Raw genomic sequence first — 13,543 nt, forward strand, 5'->3', positions numbered from 1 at the left:
TTTTTCAAACTTTTCTTGGTGGTCAAAATTAAAGTTAAAACCCTCCTCCGTGAGGCGGAAGCACTGTGTTCCGAGAACGGCCTCAGGGCGATAAGGGAATACCGCACTCCCGACGGGAGCAGGATAGATTTGGCAGTTCTCGACGGTGAGAGAAAGCTTGTGGCTATTGAGATGGAGAACTCGTTCAAATGGATACGCCAGAGGGTTCTTTACAACGCGGTCAAGGCCTTCCGTGCAGGCTTTCCCGAGCTGTGGGTTGTGTATCCCTTCAAAACGCCCCCTCTTGGCTGGGTTGAGGATTATGCGCGGGAGCTTGGGGTGGAGCTGAGGGTTTTGGGACCCCAAGAGTTCATAGAAAAGGTGAAAAGCCTCAGAGACCAGTAGGCTCGTCTATGAAGAAAACTTCGACGCCAAATTTTTCACGGAGAATTGGCATGAGAGCCTTAACGCCAAGCGTCTCGGTCTTGTAGTGGCCAGCAACCGCGACGCTTATCCCTAAGTCCATCGCCGTCAAATAGTTGGCGTGTGTAAACTCTCCGAGAACGAATAGGTCGAGGTTTTTCCTCTTTGCTTCCTCCAGTGCAAAGCCGCCGGCTCCTGTTATTGCCCCGACGCGCCTTATCTCCCTCGCCCCGAACTCGTAGGTCTTAACTGTCGTGTCCAGCTTCTCTGCGAGAACCTGTGCCACTTCCTCTATCGGCTTTGGCTCGTCGAACTCGCCAATGTATCCTATTGAAACGCCGCCGTATTCCCCGAGGGGCTCCTTCGGTTCAAGTTCGAGAAGTTTGAGGAGCTGGACGTTGTTTCCGACCTCTGGATGGGCATCTAAAGGCACGTGGGCGACGTAGAGGTTCATGCCAGCATCGAAGAGCGCCTTAAGCCTGTGGTAGGTGATTCCGGTAACATAGTCTATTCCTCCCCACACGATACCATGGTGGACTATCATCATGTCGGCTCTGGCTTTGGCAGCCCTCTCTATCGTCCTGAGCGTCGTGTCGACGGTGAAGGCTATCCTCTCAACTTCCTCCTTTCCCTCCACCTGGAGACCGTTCTTTGACTTGTCCGGGAAGGCGTTAATGTTGAGGTATTCGTTGAGAAATGCGACTATCTCGTCTCGCGCGACCATTTCGACCACCAAACTTAATTCCCGTGAGAGCTTTTAACGTCTCCGTATTCACTAACTGAATATCTCGAGCAACATCTCCGACCAGCTAACCTTTTAAAAGGCCTGCCCAACTCGCTCCGAGAGGTGTTGGTATGGGTGAGAATGACAACTTCAGGCGAGCGGTTGAAGAGATAGCGAGGGCAGTTTTGGCGGGCGAGATTAAAGATAGAAACGAGCTGAACAGGTATAAGATAATCGTCTCGCGGAAGTATCATCTGAGCAAGATTCCCGGTAATTCTGATATTCTCAAAGCCATCCCCGAGGGGGAGCGCGACCGCTTCCGGGAGCTCCTCAAGAGGAAGCCGACCAGGACGATAAGCGGAGTTGCCATAGTTGCCATGATGACCAAGCCCTTCCCCTGCCCCCATGGGCGCTGCATCTACTGCCCGGGCGGTCCGAGCGTCGGCTCGCCGCAGAGCTACACCGGAAAAGAACCTTCCGCCCTGAGGGCCGTCCAGAGCGCTTATCACCCATATATCATCATGATGCGCAGGCTAAAGCAGCTCACTGACATAGGTCACGATGTGGACAAGGTCGAGGTCATAATCCAGGGCGGGACTTTTCCTGCGGTTGATCTGGATTACCAGGAGTGGTTCATCAAGTGCGCCTTCAAGGCCATGAACGACTTCCCGCACTTCAGGGACGTAGAAAACCTCGAGGAGAAGCTCGTCCGCCTGATAGTCCACGGCGACGAGTCCGTCCTTGATGAGGATCCGAAGTTTAAGGAGGCCTGGGAGAAGACCCACAGAAAGCCCTATTACTATCTCGAAGACGAGCAGAGGAAGAACGAGAAGGCTAAAGTGAGGATGGTCGGATTAACGATAGAGACGAGGCCCGACTGGGCCTTTGAGAGGCAGATTGACAGGATGCTCAAGCTGGGAACGACGCGCGTTGAGCTCGGTGTTCAAACCATTTTCAACTTCATCCACGAGAGGACCAAGCGCGGCCACGGTGTTGAGGAGATAGTTAAGGCTACCCAGCTCCTCCGCGACGCTGGGTTGAAGATAAACTACCACATAATGCCCGGTCTGCCTGGGAGCAACTTCGAGAGGGATTTGTACACCTTCAGAGCAATATTCGAGGATGCTCGCTTCAGGCCTGACATGCTGAAGATATACCCGACGCTCGTTACCGCTGATGCTCCTCTCTACTTCTGGTGGAAGGAGGAGAAATACAGGCCATACCGCACGGAGGAGGCGGTTGAACTATTGGTTGAGGCATACAAGCTCTTCCCCAAGTGGGTTCGCGTTATGCGCATACAGCGCGACATCCCGGCGAAGCTCATCGTCGACGGCGTCAAGCACTCCAACCTTGGACAGCTCGTCTTCAACGAGCTGATTAAGAGAGGAATTCGCCCGAGGGAGATTCGCTTTAGGGAAGTCGGCCATATGATGCAGAAGTTCGGAATAGAGCCTGAAATAGAGCACATCGAGCTCTTAAGAGAGGACTACGACGCAGCCGGCGGGAAGGAGATATTCCTCAGCTTCGAGGACACGAAGAATGACATCCTCATAGGCTTCCTCCGCCTGAGGATTCCGAGCGAAAAAGCCCATCGGAAGGAGATAAACTGCTGTCCTTCAGCCATTGTCAGGGAGCTCCATGTCTACGGCCCTCTAGTGCCAATAGGTGGGAAGCCGAAGTACGAGTGGCAGCATCGCGGCTATGGAAGGGAACTTTTAGCGGAGGCCGAGAGGATAGCCCGCGAGGAGTTTGAGGTTAAGAAGATGCTCATCATAAGCGGCGTCGGCGTGAGGGAGTATTACCGTAAGTTTGGCTATCGCAAGAACGGTCCGTATGTTGCCAAGAGGCTCGACAGGGGTTATGCAAACTTTGAAAAGAGTGGGAAATTTGATGCCCACTTAAACACATGAGAGGGGCCTCAAGTAGGGGCCCCTTCTCCAGTGAATTTCGCCGCCTTTCTCATCACCTCCGCTGACACTTAGCAGTAAATCTTAAGTACTTCTTACTCCTTAGAATTAGTTAGGTGATTCCGAGTGAAAGAGGAATCCAAGAAGGGTCTCTCCTATGAGACTTCATTCAGAATCAAGGTTCTTTTCCTTGTCTTCGTAGTAGGTGTGGTCGTCCTTTTCGCGGTTATTTATCCTATCCTCTCTCATAACCCAAACCCCTTCGATGTTGCGGCTCCCAAGGGCCAGATAGTCCTCGCTCAGAACTTCACTATGGGTTCCATCAACTACACCAACGCCGTGCCTATAACTTCTCAGAACAACCTTCTCGTCCTGAAGGGCAATGACAACATGGGTGATGGCTTGACAATAAGCGTAACAAGCCCAGGGTGGTGCCTCGATCTCTGGGTGTGGGGCGGTTCGAACAACGGCTGGCAGTTGAAGTACAACTGCTCCAATGAAATCCAAATGAGCCAGTACGCCTTTAGGAGGGTGCCCACCCATGAGGCCAAGGAGATACTCTACTGGTACCTCGAGCCTGGCTATGTGCTGGTTCTCCACAAAACTGAACCCGTTCAGAACTACGAACTCGTGAACCTGACCGTTACCTACGGAGGAATTACGGGAGAAGGCTCCCTGAAAGTAGCGATAAAGAAATCCTGACCTTTTTATTATTCAAAATCTTAGTAAGTCCAAGAGGTGATGGTATGAGAATCTCCTATGAGACTGAGTCAGCCCTTAAGATTCTTGTCGTCGTCGCAATCATTGCGATAGTAGTTCTCTACTACCTCCTCGTGCCGATAATCACTCACAAGCTCGTTCCCTACGGTGTTGCGGCTCCCAAGGGCCAGATAATTCTGCTGGAGAACATAACCCTCGGAAATTACACTTGGAGCAACGCAGTTGACCTTCAGAAGCACCTCATTCTGAAGGGAAGCGAGGATTATGGAAACTCCGTGGTGCTGAATCTCCAGAATCCTGACTGGTGCCTCGACGTCCTCTTCTGGGATGGACAGAAATACGTGAGGAGCGAGGAGTGCGTTAGGAAGTTGGTCATACCAAAGTATCTGTTCATGATAAGCAGTGCCTTCTACTGGTACGTGGAGAGCGGCTACCATTTGATTGCATACAAAAGGGATTCGGCCCCGGATAATTATGAGCTGGTCAACTTCACGGTGACCTACGGAGAAAAAACCGATTGGGGAGCGTTCAAAGTAGCCTACCCTAAGGAAAGCTAACGGAACTCTTTTAAGACTTCTCTTTAACGTTTTTTTATGAGGTTCAAGCCGAAATCTTTTCGAGAAGACGTCCACTTCAAGTGCAAGTTCTGCCTTGACTGCTGTAGGGGAAGGTTCATCTATTTAACTTTAAAGGATATTAGAGAAATAGTGAAGGCCGGCCACGATCCACAGGACTCCGTAATGCTGACCCTTGACGGCGGGAAGGTTCGCTTTGTCATGGCCTACCGTAAGTGGGATCTCGGCTGCGTCTTCCACGACCCGGAAACAGGCAAGTGCAGGATCCATGACCGGAACCCGATAATATGCCGCATCTACCCATTCATGGTCTCCAGAAAGCCCCTGGGAGTTGAGGGGGAGGAGCCCTTCGAGTATAAAGGGGAGAAACTGTGGCTCTACTACGACGAGTCCTGCCCAGGAATAAACCCGGAGGATCCTGAGACGGTCATAACCCCAGAGGAGATAGCTGAGCTCGGCCTTGAGTTTGAGCGCGAATTAGAGAAGACGGATATGGACGGTTTTCTCAAACTACTTGAGGAACTCGACTGAGAAGATTAACCCTTATAAACGGCTTCCCCAACTCATGACCGATGTCGATGAATGAACTCCGCTATAGACGGGCCTCCGCGTGGGAGTACGACCTCATCCTTCGCGAGGCAGAGAAGTACGGTGAGCTTAGTCACCATACTTTTGCGGTCGTTGAGGGCAGGTTTAGAGACGTCTATGCTGTGAACGAGCGCGTTTGGGGAGAACTTGAAAACCTGAAAGTTAAGCCCTATGCCTACGGAACCTTCGTCGGCACGATTAAGGTGGACAAAAACCTTGTCGAGAAGTTCTATCCAAACGTCGAGTTCTTCTACTTTGTGGATGTTAAGAAAAACTACGCAATCCTAAGCCCCAGGGCGGGCTTCCTCTTCACAACGGGAAAAGACGTCCCCAGGAGCGGCGTCAGGAAGTACGACTGGCAGGGAACGAAGAAGCTCGTGGTATATGACGAAAATGGCATCATACTCGGTATAGGACGTATAAATCCCGAAAGCAGAAACAAGTTCATCCTAAATGTTACTGACATAGGGGAGTTCATCAGGAGGAGGCGCTGATATTCAGCTTTCTTTGACTGGCCCTGGTGAATACTCGGGTTGTCTTCTGTAACTATTTGGAGATTGTCCTTAAGGGTTCTGACTCCGACGTAACGCTTTTAAACTGAAATGTTAAATTAACTGCTGGTAACTAAAACTTCCGGGGGTGATGCCCGATGATGAAGAGGGTAAAGACGGGCATCCCGGGTATGGACGGGGTTCTTCACGGGGGAATCCCGGAGAGAAACGTGGTTTTGCTGAGCGGTGGGCCCGGAACGGGAAAGTCCATCTTCAGCCAGCAGTTTCTCTGGAACGGCCTCCAGAACGGCGAGCCTGGAATATACGTGGCTTTAGAAGAACATCCTGTTCAGGTTAGGCAGAACATGGCCAACTTCGGCTGGGACGTCAGGAAGTACGAGGAGGAAGGCCTTTTTGCCATGATTGACGCATTCACAGCCGGAATCGGCAAGAGCAAGGAGTATGAGAAATACATCGTCCACGACCTTACCGACATCCGCGAGTTTATAGACGTCCTTAGAACGGCCATCAAGGACATCGGTGCCAAGAGGGTCATTATAGACTCGGTTACAACCCTCTACATCAACAAGCCGGCTGTCGCGAGGAGTGTAGTCATGCAGCTCAAGAGGGTTTTGGCCGGTCTCGGGGTTACGAGTATCCTTGTGAGCCAGATAAGCGTCGGCGAGCGTGGCTTCGGTGGACCGGGAGTTGAGCACGGCGTTGACGGAATAATAAGGCTCGATTTGGACGAAATCGACGGCGAGCTCAAGCGCTCGCTGATAGTGTGGAAGATGCGCGGGACGAGCCACTCCATGAGGAGGCACCCCTTCGAGATAACTGACAAGGGAATAGTCGTCCACCCAGACAAAGTTCTCAAGAGGGGGACTGTCGTCGAGCTCGAGTGAAAGCTGGGGGAGGTGGTGGCGATGGAGGTTCCGCTGAACCCCCTTGGAAGGGAAGAAATACACAGGCTCGAAAGCATCTTGCTCTTCGCAACCCTCTTCAGGCCAGAGGTTATTGAGCTCATAAAGGATCCGGCAGAGAGGCTCACCTGGGTTGACAGTCTGGCAGTCGCTGCTGGAGCGATAGCCAGGGAGAAGGCCGGTATGACGGTGAGGGAGATAGCGGATGAACTTGGAAGAACCGAGGCTACTATAAGGAAGCATCTCAAGGGCGAGACTAAGGCCGGCCAGCTCGTCAGGGAGACCTACGAGCTCATAAAGGCTGGAAAGCTTGATGAGCTCGTCAGGAACGTCGAGGTTTTAGCTAAAGGCGGCCAGCTGGTAGCGCTCGAGGAGTACGAGAAGCTCAAGAGGAGCCTGGCTGAGCTTAAGGCCCAGCTTGATGAGCTCAGAAAGGAAAACGAAGAACTCAAAGGCAAGCTTGAGAAGGCCAGAGAGACGATAGCAGCTATTGAGCAGAAACTTGGGGAGATAAAGAACCTGCTCTGACGTTTTAAAAGTGGGGGAGGGAAAGGGACCTCTTAGCCCTGTCCGTTCCCGTTCTTTCTTTCGAGCTTCTCTTCCCAGGTCAGTATCATGTGGGTGAAGGTTCCGTCGTCCTCCTCAATACCGCGCTTTATCTCGGAAACGTGGGCGTACTGGGCCTTTATCTTGTCGAGGATGTAATCAACGGCCTTTTCTGGGTCTGCTGTGGTGCCGCAGGTGTAAACGTCCAGGGCCGCGTAGCCCTTCTCCGGCCAGGTGTGTATCGAGATGTGGGATTCAGCCACTATGACTACACCACTCACACCGGTTGGTGAGAACTTGAAGAAATAGCTTGCTTTGACCTCCATTTTGCCTACCTTGGCCGCCTCTAGGAATATTTCCCTTATCTTGTCAGCGTTACCAAGGATTTCTGGATCGCAGCCAGCAGCCTCAACCACATAGTGAAACCCTATCGTCTCCATGGCCTCTCACCTAAGTGAGGGGTTTGGCCTTCCCTTTTTAAAGTTAAGCCTCGCATTATCCGATGAACACTGGCCATCTTTAATCATTGAACCACTAATTTTAAAACTCGTCCAGACCAACTAACGACAAGTTTTGCAAAAACTCAAGAAGGGGTGAAGGTATGTCGAAACCTAAAACCAAGGGCGAGCCCGATGCCTGGGAAGCCGTTCGAATGAAAAAACAGAAGAAACTGAGTGTTCTCGCCAGGATGGATTATAAGAAAATGATTACCTACCCTCTGGCGGTCTTTATAGTTGCTCTGATTCTCCTCGCGGTTCACTTTCCGCACCTTGGAATAGACCTCCAGGGAGGTGTGGTTGTCACCGCTTACGGTGTCGATGCCAACCCGGATGAACTCGCCAAATACATCAGCGACCAGATTGGCGTTGATGTGAGAGTTGAGAGCTTCAGCGGTGTGGACACCAAGGGTGTGAGGGTTTACGCGCCCACTGGAACAGACCCGCTTGAGATAATCAAGGTCATGAAGACCAGGTATCCTGACGCGGAGTATACTCACAGCGAGGTGCAGCCGACCTTCGGTGAGATTTCTCAGCAGCAGGGTATCAGGGCTCTTATACTGGCGTTCATCGGAATGGCCGTGGTCGTGTTCCTCTTCTTCAGGAACTTAGTCCCGTCGCTCACCATAATGTTCTCTGCCCTTTCGGATATGGTGATAGCCGTCGCAGTAATGGGGATCTTCGGCATCCAGCTAACAACCGCAACCATAGCGGCCCTGCTGATGCTCATTGGTTACACCGTGGACAGCAACATCCTTCTGACCACGAGGCTCCTGAAGCGTAAGGAGGACACCATCGAGGATGCCTACCTCTCGGCGGTTTCGACTGGATTCACCATGAGCACCACCACTCTCGGTGCCCTCTTTGTGCTCTGGCTCGTCTCGACCTCTCAGACTATAGACAACATCGCAGTGGTGCTCATCTTCGGTCTCCTCGCGGACTTCATGAACACCTGGCTGCTCAATGCCGGGGTGCTGAAGTGGTACTTGGCCAGAGGCTCTATCAGGGGTGGTAAGGCATGAAAAGGAGAACTAAAAAGCTCCTCCTGAACTGGAGGATCATCCTTCTCACCGTGTTCCTCATAGGCTCGGTTGTGACCCTTGCTGTTAGGCCGCTCACCTTTGGAATAGATATAAGCGGCGGTGTTGCGCTTGTCGCTCAGACTGAGCACCCCGTTGATGCCGACACGATGCAGCTCGTTGTTGATTCGCTCCAGAAGAGGCTCAACACCCTGGGATTGAGGGACATAACTGTTGAGGCCCAGGGGGACCAGATAGTGCTCGTCAAGGTCGCCAACGTCACCACTGCTGAAGAAGCCGACGCCATTAAAAACGTCATTGAAAGCCAGGGTGTATTCTACATGGAGTTCGATGGGGTAATCTTTGGAACGGGTCAGGACGTTGAGTACGTCGGCATCTACCAGATAAAGCCCGACAACACATGGAGCGTCCCCTTCAGGATATCCAAGAGTGCCGCCGAGAAGTTCGCCGAGCTGGCGAAGGGCAAGACGGGATGGCCGGTCGACATGTTCCTTGATCCACCCGTCAACTCACTTCTCGTAGTTCCTGACAGTGTATATAAGCTCATGAACAGCTCGGAGTTCAACGCCCAGGCTCCTGAAGCCCCGACACTGCTTCAGAGGATAACCAAGGCCTTTAACATAACCGTCGTTGCTTATGCCAATCAGACCGCCGATGAGCTGGCAGAAATGGCCGAGGGCAAGGAGAAGATAGTCCTCGTTGACCTCAACCAGGGCCTCCAGAGTGAGCTCGAGAACATGAACGTTACCGTCAGACTCGTCCAGAGGGGTCCAGGCGAGAGCGACCACGCGCTCATCATTAGAACCCTTGGTCTCTACGGCCCGTACTCTGTGGGCGAGGGCCTCGCCACCGGCCAGCCGCAGCAGGATGTTCAGATAACTGGAACCGCCCCGGACAGGCTCACCGCTGAGCAGGAAGCCAAGCAGATTTACACCGTCCTCAAGAGCGGTTCGCTTCCAGTCAAGCTCAACGTCGTTGGAATGGAATTTATCTCCCCCAGACTCGGTGAGAACTTCAAGTACCAGGCCCTGCTCGCCGGTATCGGAGCGCTTATAGCGGTCTTTGCCATAGTCTACTTCCACTACAGGAACTGGAAGATAGCCATACCAGTTGCCTCAACCAGCTTCTTCGAGGCAATAATCATCCTTGGATTCGCCGCACTCATCCAGTGGAACCTCGACCTGCCGAGCATAGCGGGTATCATAGCCGCCATCGGTACGGGCGTTGACCAGCAGATAGTAATAACCGACGAACTCCTCGGTGGGGCTAAGGAGACTAGGATAACCAGGCGCTCGGGCGTTCTCAAGAGGATGGGAAGGGCGTTCTTCGTTATCTTCGCCTCGGCAGCGACGACGATAGTGGCCATGAGCTTCCTGCTCATATACTTCGTCGGAACCCTCAAGGGCTTCGCCTTCACGACAATACTGGGCGTGGTCATAGGAATCCTCGTTACGAGGCCTGCCTATGCTGAAATAGCCAAGTACCTGCTCGGTGAGGACTGATGTTCGTCGTGATAATGGGCGCCGGAAGGGTTGGCTATCTCGTTGCCAAGATGCTCGAGGAAGAGGGCCACGACGTGACCATAATCGAGATGGACAAGGAGAGGGCCAAGGAGCTCTCCCTCCTTATCAACGGTCTCGTCATTGAGGGCGATGCCACCGACCCGAAGACGCTCGAGGAGGCAAACATAAAGCAGGCGGATGCATTCGCGGCTTTAACCGGCAAGGACGACGCCAACCTGCTGGCGTGCATACTGGCAAAGCACCTCAACCCGAAGATAAAGACCTCGCTCAGGATAGGCAACCCGAAGAACAGGCGCATCTTCGAAGAGGTAGGGGACCTCCGGAGGTACTTTGACTTCGTCATCTCGCCGGAGGAGATAGCGGCGGAGTACATCAGCAGGAACATCGTTACGCCGGGCTTTGACCGTGTCCTATTCCCCAAGGAGGGTGCTGAGATCGTGCGCTTCACTATAGACAAGGACAGTGAGATAGCAGGAAAGCTCGTTAAGGATCTCAGGATACCAAAAGACGCTCTCATAATAGCCGTCTACGACGAAAAAGGCAACCTGCTGATACCATCCGGCGACACGAAGCTGCCAGAGAAGGGTCAGGTAATTGTCTTTGCCAAGAACAACGTTCTCGACGATGTCAAAGAACTCCTCGAGAAGAAGAAGTCTGAGGAGACGCAGGAGTAAGTTTGCTCCTTCCTTTTCTTTCACCATAAACTATTTAAACCAATTAGGGAAGCCAAAGGTGGCGTAGAGGGAACCTGTTTTCAGGGTCATTGGGGGGCTCATCATGGAGGATGTCATCAAAGAGATTGTCGATGCCGAGAAGCAGGCTGAGAAAAGGATTGAAAAGGCAAAGGAAGACGCTAAGGCCATAGTCCTCAAAGCCAAGGAAGATGCGAAGCTCATAGAGAAGGAGATAATCGAGGAAGCTGAGGAAAAGGCCAAGGCTCTCGTTGAGAAGGCCCGCCTGGAGGGCGAGGAGGAGGCGAAGAAAATCCTTGAGGAGGGCGAGAAGGAAGTCGAAGAGCTCAAGATTAAGGCCACCAACAACTTCGAGAAGGCCATATCTGCCGGCATAGAGCTCGTAAGAGGGGGCTGAGATGTTCAGGCCAGAAGAGATGGTTAAAATCGAGGTAATGACCCTCAACAGGTACAAGGATTCTCTCTTGACTTATCTCCACGAGCAGGGTGTCGTGGAGATCAGGGAGATAGACGTTAAAATCGCCCAGAAGGATTCTCCCAACGAGTTCCACAGAAAGGCGGCCTCATACAGCATAACCATCTCAAGACTCGTTGATTTCCTCAAGGCTTACAGAAAGACCAAGGGCGGCGGCATAAAGGAGTTCATCTTTCCCCCCGAGAGGGAGAAGAAGACCTACAAATATGGGGGAATCGAGAAGCTCATAAAGGACGTTGAGAGCTTTCTTGAGGTTGTTGAACCAGAGATAAAGGCCGTTGAGGGTAAAATAACCGCGACCCAGACGGAAATTGAGAGGATAAAGACCGACATCTCAATTCTTGAGCTCCTCTCCGCGCTCAACCTTGATGTCTCCTATCTCAGGTCCACCGACATGGTCGAGATAGTGGTCGGAACCATCGATAGAAACAAGTTCCCGCCCCTCATCGAGGAGGTCAAAAAGGCCACCGAGGGGAGAGTGGCTTTTGTTTCCAAGGAGTTCAAAGATAAAGTTCTGGTGGTTTTCGCATTCATCAAGAGGGACTACGAGAAGGCCAATCCGATACTGGCAAAGTACTCTCTCGAGAGGCTGGAAGTCCCAGAGGGTGAGGGGACTCCGAGGGAGCTTATAAAAGTCTATGAGGAGAAGCTCAGGATCAAGGAGAAGGAGCTTGAAAGCGCGAAGAAGGACGCCGAGATGCTCGCCGAGAAGTACTACGACGACGTGGTTTTCTACCAGGAGCTGATGGAGAACGAGAGGGACAAGGCCACAGTCCTGCCGATGCTCGCGAGGACAAACATGACCTTTGCCATGACGGGCTGGCTCCCGAGGAGTGAGGTTCCGAATGTTCTTGAGGGAATCAAGAGGATAACTGAGGGAAAGGCCTACATCAACATCAAGGAGCCGAGCAAGGAGGAGCTCGATGACATCCCGATCAAGCTCAAGAACCCGAGCTTCTTCAGGCCCTTTGAGATGCTCACCGAGATGTACGGTGTCCCGAAGTACAATGAGATAGACCCAACGCCGATAATAACCTTCACCTACTCGTTCTTCTTCGGCTTCATGCTCACGGACTTCATGTACGGCCTCATAATAGCCATAGTCGCTGCACTGCTCGTCAAGGGTCACAAGAAGTTCAACGACGGCACCTACAAGTTCGCCTACACCTTGCTCATCAGCGCCGCTTTCACCATGATTATGGGCGTCCTCTTCGGCAGCTACTTCGGCAACGCCCTCGATTTGGCCGGCTTCAACGTCTGGCGCAAGTGGGACAGCATGACAGACGCGCTGGTAGTCCTCCAGATGGCATTGGCCATAGGCCTCGCCCACCTATTCACCGGCTATACTGTAGGCTTCATAGTCAAGATGAAGAACGGCGAAGTCAAAGACGCAATCTTCGACCAGCTCTCCTGGATGCTCATAATACTCGGCGTCTCGCTCCTTGGCCTGGGAGCCATGGGTCAGCCAGGCTTCACCATGCCTGGAAAGGCTCTCTTCGGGGCTGGCCTAGTGCTCTTCATCCTCAGCGAGTTCAGGAACGGTGCACTGGCGATACTGCTGACGATATCGGACTTCTTCGGCTTCGTCGGCAGCTGGCTCAGCTACGCCCGTCTGATGGCACTGGCTTTGGCAACCGCTGGAATAGCCATGGTCATCAACATCCTTGTCCAGATGGTCTGGGGCATAAGCATCGGCCCCGTTCCAATAGGCATAGTCATTGGCCTCATACTGTTTGTCGGCGGCCAGCTGTTTTCGGTCGCCATCAACGCCCTCGGAGCGTTCGTCCACTCGCTCCGTCTGCAGTACGTTGAATTTTTCGGAACCTTTTACTCTGGCGAAGGTAAGCGCTTCGAGCCCTTCAGGGCAAAAAGGGAGGTCTCAAAGTTAGAGTTTGAAGCTTAAGGAGGTGTTTGAGAAATGGACCCGATAGTTTACGTATCCCTTGGAGCGGCCCTTGCGGCCGGTATAGCTGGAGCAGCTTCGGCCTTTGGTGTCGGTATAGCAGGTGCAGCGGCTGCTGGAGTCGTTGCCGAGGATGAGAAGAACTTCAAGAACGCCCTCATCCTTGAGGGTCTGCCAATGACCCAGAGCATTTACGGACTCATTACGCTGTTCCTCATCCTGATGGTCTCGGGAATCCTCGGCGGCGGCTTCAAGTTCACCGACCCCAACAACGTGGACAACATCGTCAAGAGCGCCATACTCCTCGGTGCCGGCCTTACCGTCGGCCTCACCGGTCTCTCAGCCATACCGCAGGGTATCATCGCGAGCGCGAGCATCGGCGCCGTTGCTAAGAACCCGAAGACCTTCACCCAGGGCATCATATTCTCGGCTATGGCCGAGACCATGGCAATCTTCGGTCTCGTTGGTGCCCTGATAATGATAGTTACTGGAGTTGGCTTCTGAGCCCTCCAAACTTTCTTTATATATAGCCCGACG

The 13,543-nt window shown here is 52.7% G+C and carries 16 protein-coding genes; 14 read left to right on the forward strand and 2 right to left on the reverse strand.

What is annotated here, in order from left to right:
- Positions 1–18 precede the first annotated feature (18 nt).
- Positions 19–384, forward strand: coding sequence for a hypothetical protein (locus tag E3E23_RS06825; protein WP_167907378.1), 366 nt, complete (start codon positions 19–21; stop codon positions 382–384).
- On the opposite strand, the gene E3E23_RS06830 is transcribed toward E3E23_RS06825, so the two are convergent.
- The gene (locus tag E3E23_RS06830; protein WP_167907540.1) at positions 371–1,126 is read right to left on the reverse strand and encodes a Nif3-like dinuclear metal center hexameric protein; all 756 of its coding nucleotides are present in this window, start codon (positions 1,124–1,126) and stop codon (positions 371–373) included. The two genes, E3E23_RS06825 and E3E23_RS06830, sit on opposite strands and share 14 nt — an antisense overlap.
- A gap of 131 nt (positions 1,127–1,257) precedes the next feature.
- Here E3E23_RS06830 and E3E23_RS06835 point away from each other — a divergent pair, with 131 nt between their 5' ends.
- The 7 genes from E3E23_RS06835 (at position 1,258) to E3E23_RS06865 (ending at position 6,858) form a co-directional block, all read left to right on the forward strand.
- The gene (locus E3E23_RS06835) at positions 1,258–3,036 is read left to right on the forward strand and encodes a tRNA uridine(34) 5-carboxymethylaminomethyl modification radical SAM/GNAT enzyme Elp3 (RefSeq protein WP_167907379.1); all 1,779 of its coding nucleotides are present in this window, start codon (positions 1,258–1,260) and stop codon (positions 3,034–3,036) included.
- Between the two features lie 123 nt (positions 3,037–3,159).
- Positions 3,160–3,735, forward strand: a complete 576-nt coding sequence (locus E3E23_RS06840; protein WP_167907380.1) for a hypothetical protein — start codon at positions 3,160–3,162, stop codon at positions 3,733–3,735.
- 44 nt (positions 3,736–3,779) lie between these two features.
- Positions 3,780–4,310 (forward strand): hypothetical protein, encoded by a 531-nt coding sequence (locus E3E23_RS06845; protein WP_167907381.1) that lies wholly within the window; start codon positions 3,780–3,782, stop codon positions 4,308–4,310.
- Between the two features lie 36 nt (positions 4,311–4,346).
- The gene (locus E3E23_RS06850; protein WP_167907382.1) at positions 4,347–4,859 is read left to right on the forward strand and encodes a YkgJ family cysteine cluster protein; all 513 of its coding nucleotides are present in this window, start codon (positions 4,347–4,349) and stop codon (positions 4,857–4,859) included.
- A 41-nt stretch (positions 4,860–4,900) separates the two neighbouring features.
- Complete coding sequence (locus E3E23_RS06855) at positions 4,901–5,410, forward strand: PUA domain-containing protein (RefSeq protein ID WP_206205650.1); 510 nt, start codon at positions 4,901–4,903, stop codon at positions 5,408–5,410.
- Positions 5,411–5,565: 155 nt separating this feature from the next.
- Complete coding sequence (locus E3E23_RS06860; RefSeq protein WP_167907383.1) at positions 5,566–6,312, forward strand: KaiC domain-containing protein; 747 nt, start codon at positions 5,566–5,568, stop codon at positions 6,310–6,312.
- A 21-nt stretch (positions 6,313–6,333) separates the two neighbouring features.
- Positions 6,334–6,858, forward strand: coding sequence for a hypothetical protein (locus E3E23_RS06865; protein ID WP_167907543.1), 525 nt, complete (start codon positions 6,334–6,336; stop codon positions 6,856–6,858).
- A gap of 32 nt (positions 6,859–6,890) precedes the next feature.
- Here E3E23_RS06865 and speD read toward each other — a convergent pair whose 3' ends face one another.
- Positions 6,891–7,316, reverse strand: a complete 426-nt coding sequence (speD, locus tag E3E23_RS06870; RefSeq protein ID WP_167907384.1) for an adenosylmethionine decarboxylase — start codon at positions 7,314–7,316, stop codon at positions 6,891–6,893.
- 161 nt (positions 7,317–7,477) lie between these two features.
- Between speD and E3E23_RS06875 the strand changes: the two genes are divergently transcribed.
- The 6 genes from E3E23_RS06875 (at position 7,478) to E3E23_RS06900 (ending at position 13,510) form a co-directional block, all read left to right on the forward strand.
- Positions 7,478–8,395 (forward strand): protein translocase subunit SecF, encoded by a 918-nt coding sequence (locus E3E23_RS06875; RefSeq protein WP_167907385.1) that lies wholly within the window; start codon positions 7,478–7,480, stop codon positions 8,393–8,395.
- Positions 8,392–9,915, forward strand: a complete 1,524-nt coding sequence (locus E3E23_RS06880; RefSeq protein WP_167907386.1) for a preprotein translocase subunit SecD — start codon at positions 8,392–8,394, stop codon at positions 9,913–9,915. The genes E3E23_RS06875 and E3E23_RS06880 overlap by 4 nt, the downstream gene beginning before the upstream one ends.
- Positions 9,915–10,610, forward strand: a complete 696-nt coding sequence (locus E3E23_RS06885) for a TrkA family potassium uptake protein (protein WP_167907387.1) — start codon at positions 9,915–9,917, stop codon at positions 10,608–10,610. Before E3E23_RS06880 ends, E3E23_RS06885 begins: the two co-directional genes overlap by 1 nt.
- 103 nt (positions 10,611–10,713) lie before the next feature.
- Complete coding sequence (locus E3E23_RS06890; RefSeq protein ID WP_167907388.1) at positions 10,714–11,025, forward strand: V-type ATP synthase subunit H; 312 nt, start codon at positions 10,714–10,716, stop codon at positions 11,023–11,025.
- Between the two features lies 1 nt (position 11,026).
- Positions 11,027–13,006 (forward strand): V-type ATP synthase subunit I, encoded by a 1,980-nt coding sequence (locus tag E3E23_RS06895; protein ID WP_167907389.1) that lies wholly within the window; start codon positions 11,027–11,029, stop codon positions 13,004–13,006.
- Between the two features lie 15 nt (positions 13,007–13,021).
- Positions 13,022–13,510 (forward strand): V-type ATP synthase subunit K, encoded by a 489-nt coding sequence (locus E3E23_RS06900; protein WP_167907390.1) that lies wholly within the window; start codon positions 13,022–13,024, stop codon positions 13,508–13,510.
- Positions 13,511–13,543: the final 33 nt, after the last annotated feature.

This window comes from Thermococcus sp. CX2, from assembly GCF_012027555.1.
Classification (GTDB): Archaea; Methanobacteriota_B; Thermococci; order Thermococcales; family Thermococcaceae; genus Thermococcus.

What these genes read in the sequence shown, in the direction of transcription:
- E3E23_RS06895 (WP_167907389.1), top strand. Translation starts at nt 11,027, where the DNA reads ATGTTCAGGCCAGAAGAGATGGTTAAAATCGAGGTAATGACCCTCAAC.
- E3E23_RS06830 (WP_167907540.1), bottom strand. Translation starts at nt 1,126, where the DNA reads ATGGTCGCGCGAGACGAGATAGTCGCATTTCTCAACGAATACCTCAAC.
- E3E23_RS06875 (WP_167907385.1), top strand. Translation starts at nt 7,478, where the DNA reads ATGTCGAAACCTAAAACCAAGGGCGAGCCCGATGCCTGGGAAGCCGTT.
- E3E23_RS06890 (WP_167907388.1), top strand. Translation starts at nt 10,714, where the DNA reads ATGGAGGATGTCATCAAAGAGATTGTCGATGCCGAGAAGCAGGCTGAG.
- E3E23_RS06900 (WP_167907390.1), top strand. Translation starts at nt 13,022, where the DNA reads ATGGACCCGATAGTTTACGTATCCCTTGGAGCGGCCCTTGCGGCCGGT.
- E3E23_RS06885 (WP_167907387.1), top strand. Translation starts at nt 9,915, where the DNA reads ATGTTCGTCGTGATAATGGGCGCCGGAAGGGTTGGCTATCTCGTTGCC.
- E3E23_RS06880 (WP_167907386.1), top strand. Translation starts at nt 8,392, where the DNA reads ATGAAAAGGAGAACTAAAAAGCTCCTCCTGAACTGGAGGATCATCCTT.
- E3E23_RS06845 (WP_167907381.1), top strand. Translation starts at nt 3,780, where the DNA reads ATGAGAATCTCCTATGAGACTGAGTCAGCCCTTAAGATTCTTGTCGTC.
- E3E23_RS06850 (WP_167907382.1), top strand. Translation starts at nt 4,347, where the DNA reads ATGAGGTTCAAGCCGAAATCTTTTCGAGAAGACGTCCACTTCAAGTGC.
- E3E23_RS06860 (WP_167907383.1), top strand. Translation starts at nt 5,566, where the DNA reads ATGATGAAGAGGGTAAAGACGGGCATCCCGGGTATGGACGGGGTTCTT.
- E3E23_RS06835 (WP_167907379.1), top strand. Translation starts at nt 1,258, where the DNA reads ATGGGTGAGAATGACAACTTCAGGCGAGCGGTTGAAGAGATAGCGAGG.
- speD (WP_167907384.1), bottom strand. Translation starts at nt 7,316, where the DNA reads ATGGAGACGATAGGGTTTCACTATGTGGTTGAGGCTGCTGGCTGCGAT.
- E3E23_RS06855 (WP_206205650.1), top strand. Translation starts at nt 4,901, where the DNA reads ATGTCGATGAATGAACTCCGCTATAGACGGGCCTCCGCGTGGGAGTAC.
- E3E23_RS06865 (WP_167907543.1), top strand. Translation starts at nt 6,334, where the DNA reads ATGGAGGTTCCGCTGAACCCCCTTGGAAGGGAAGAAATACACAGGCTC.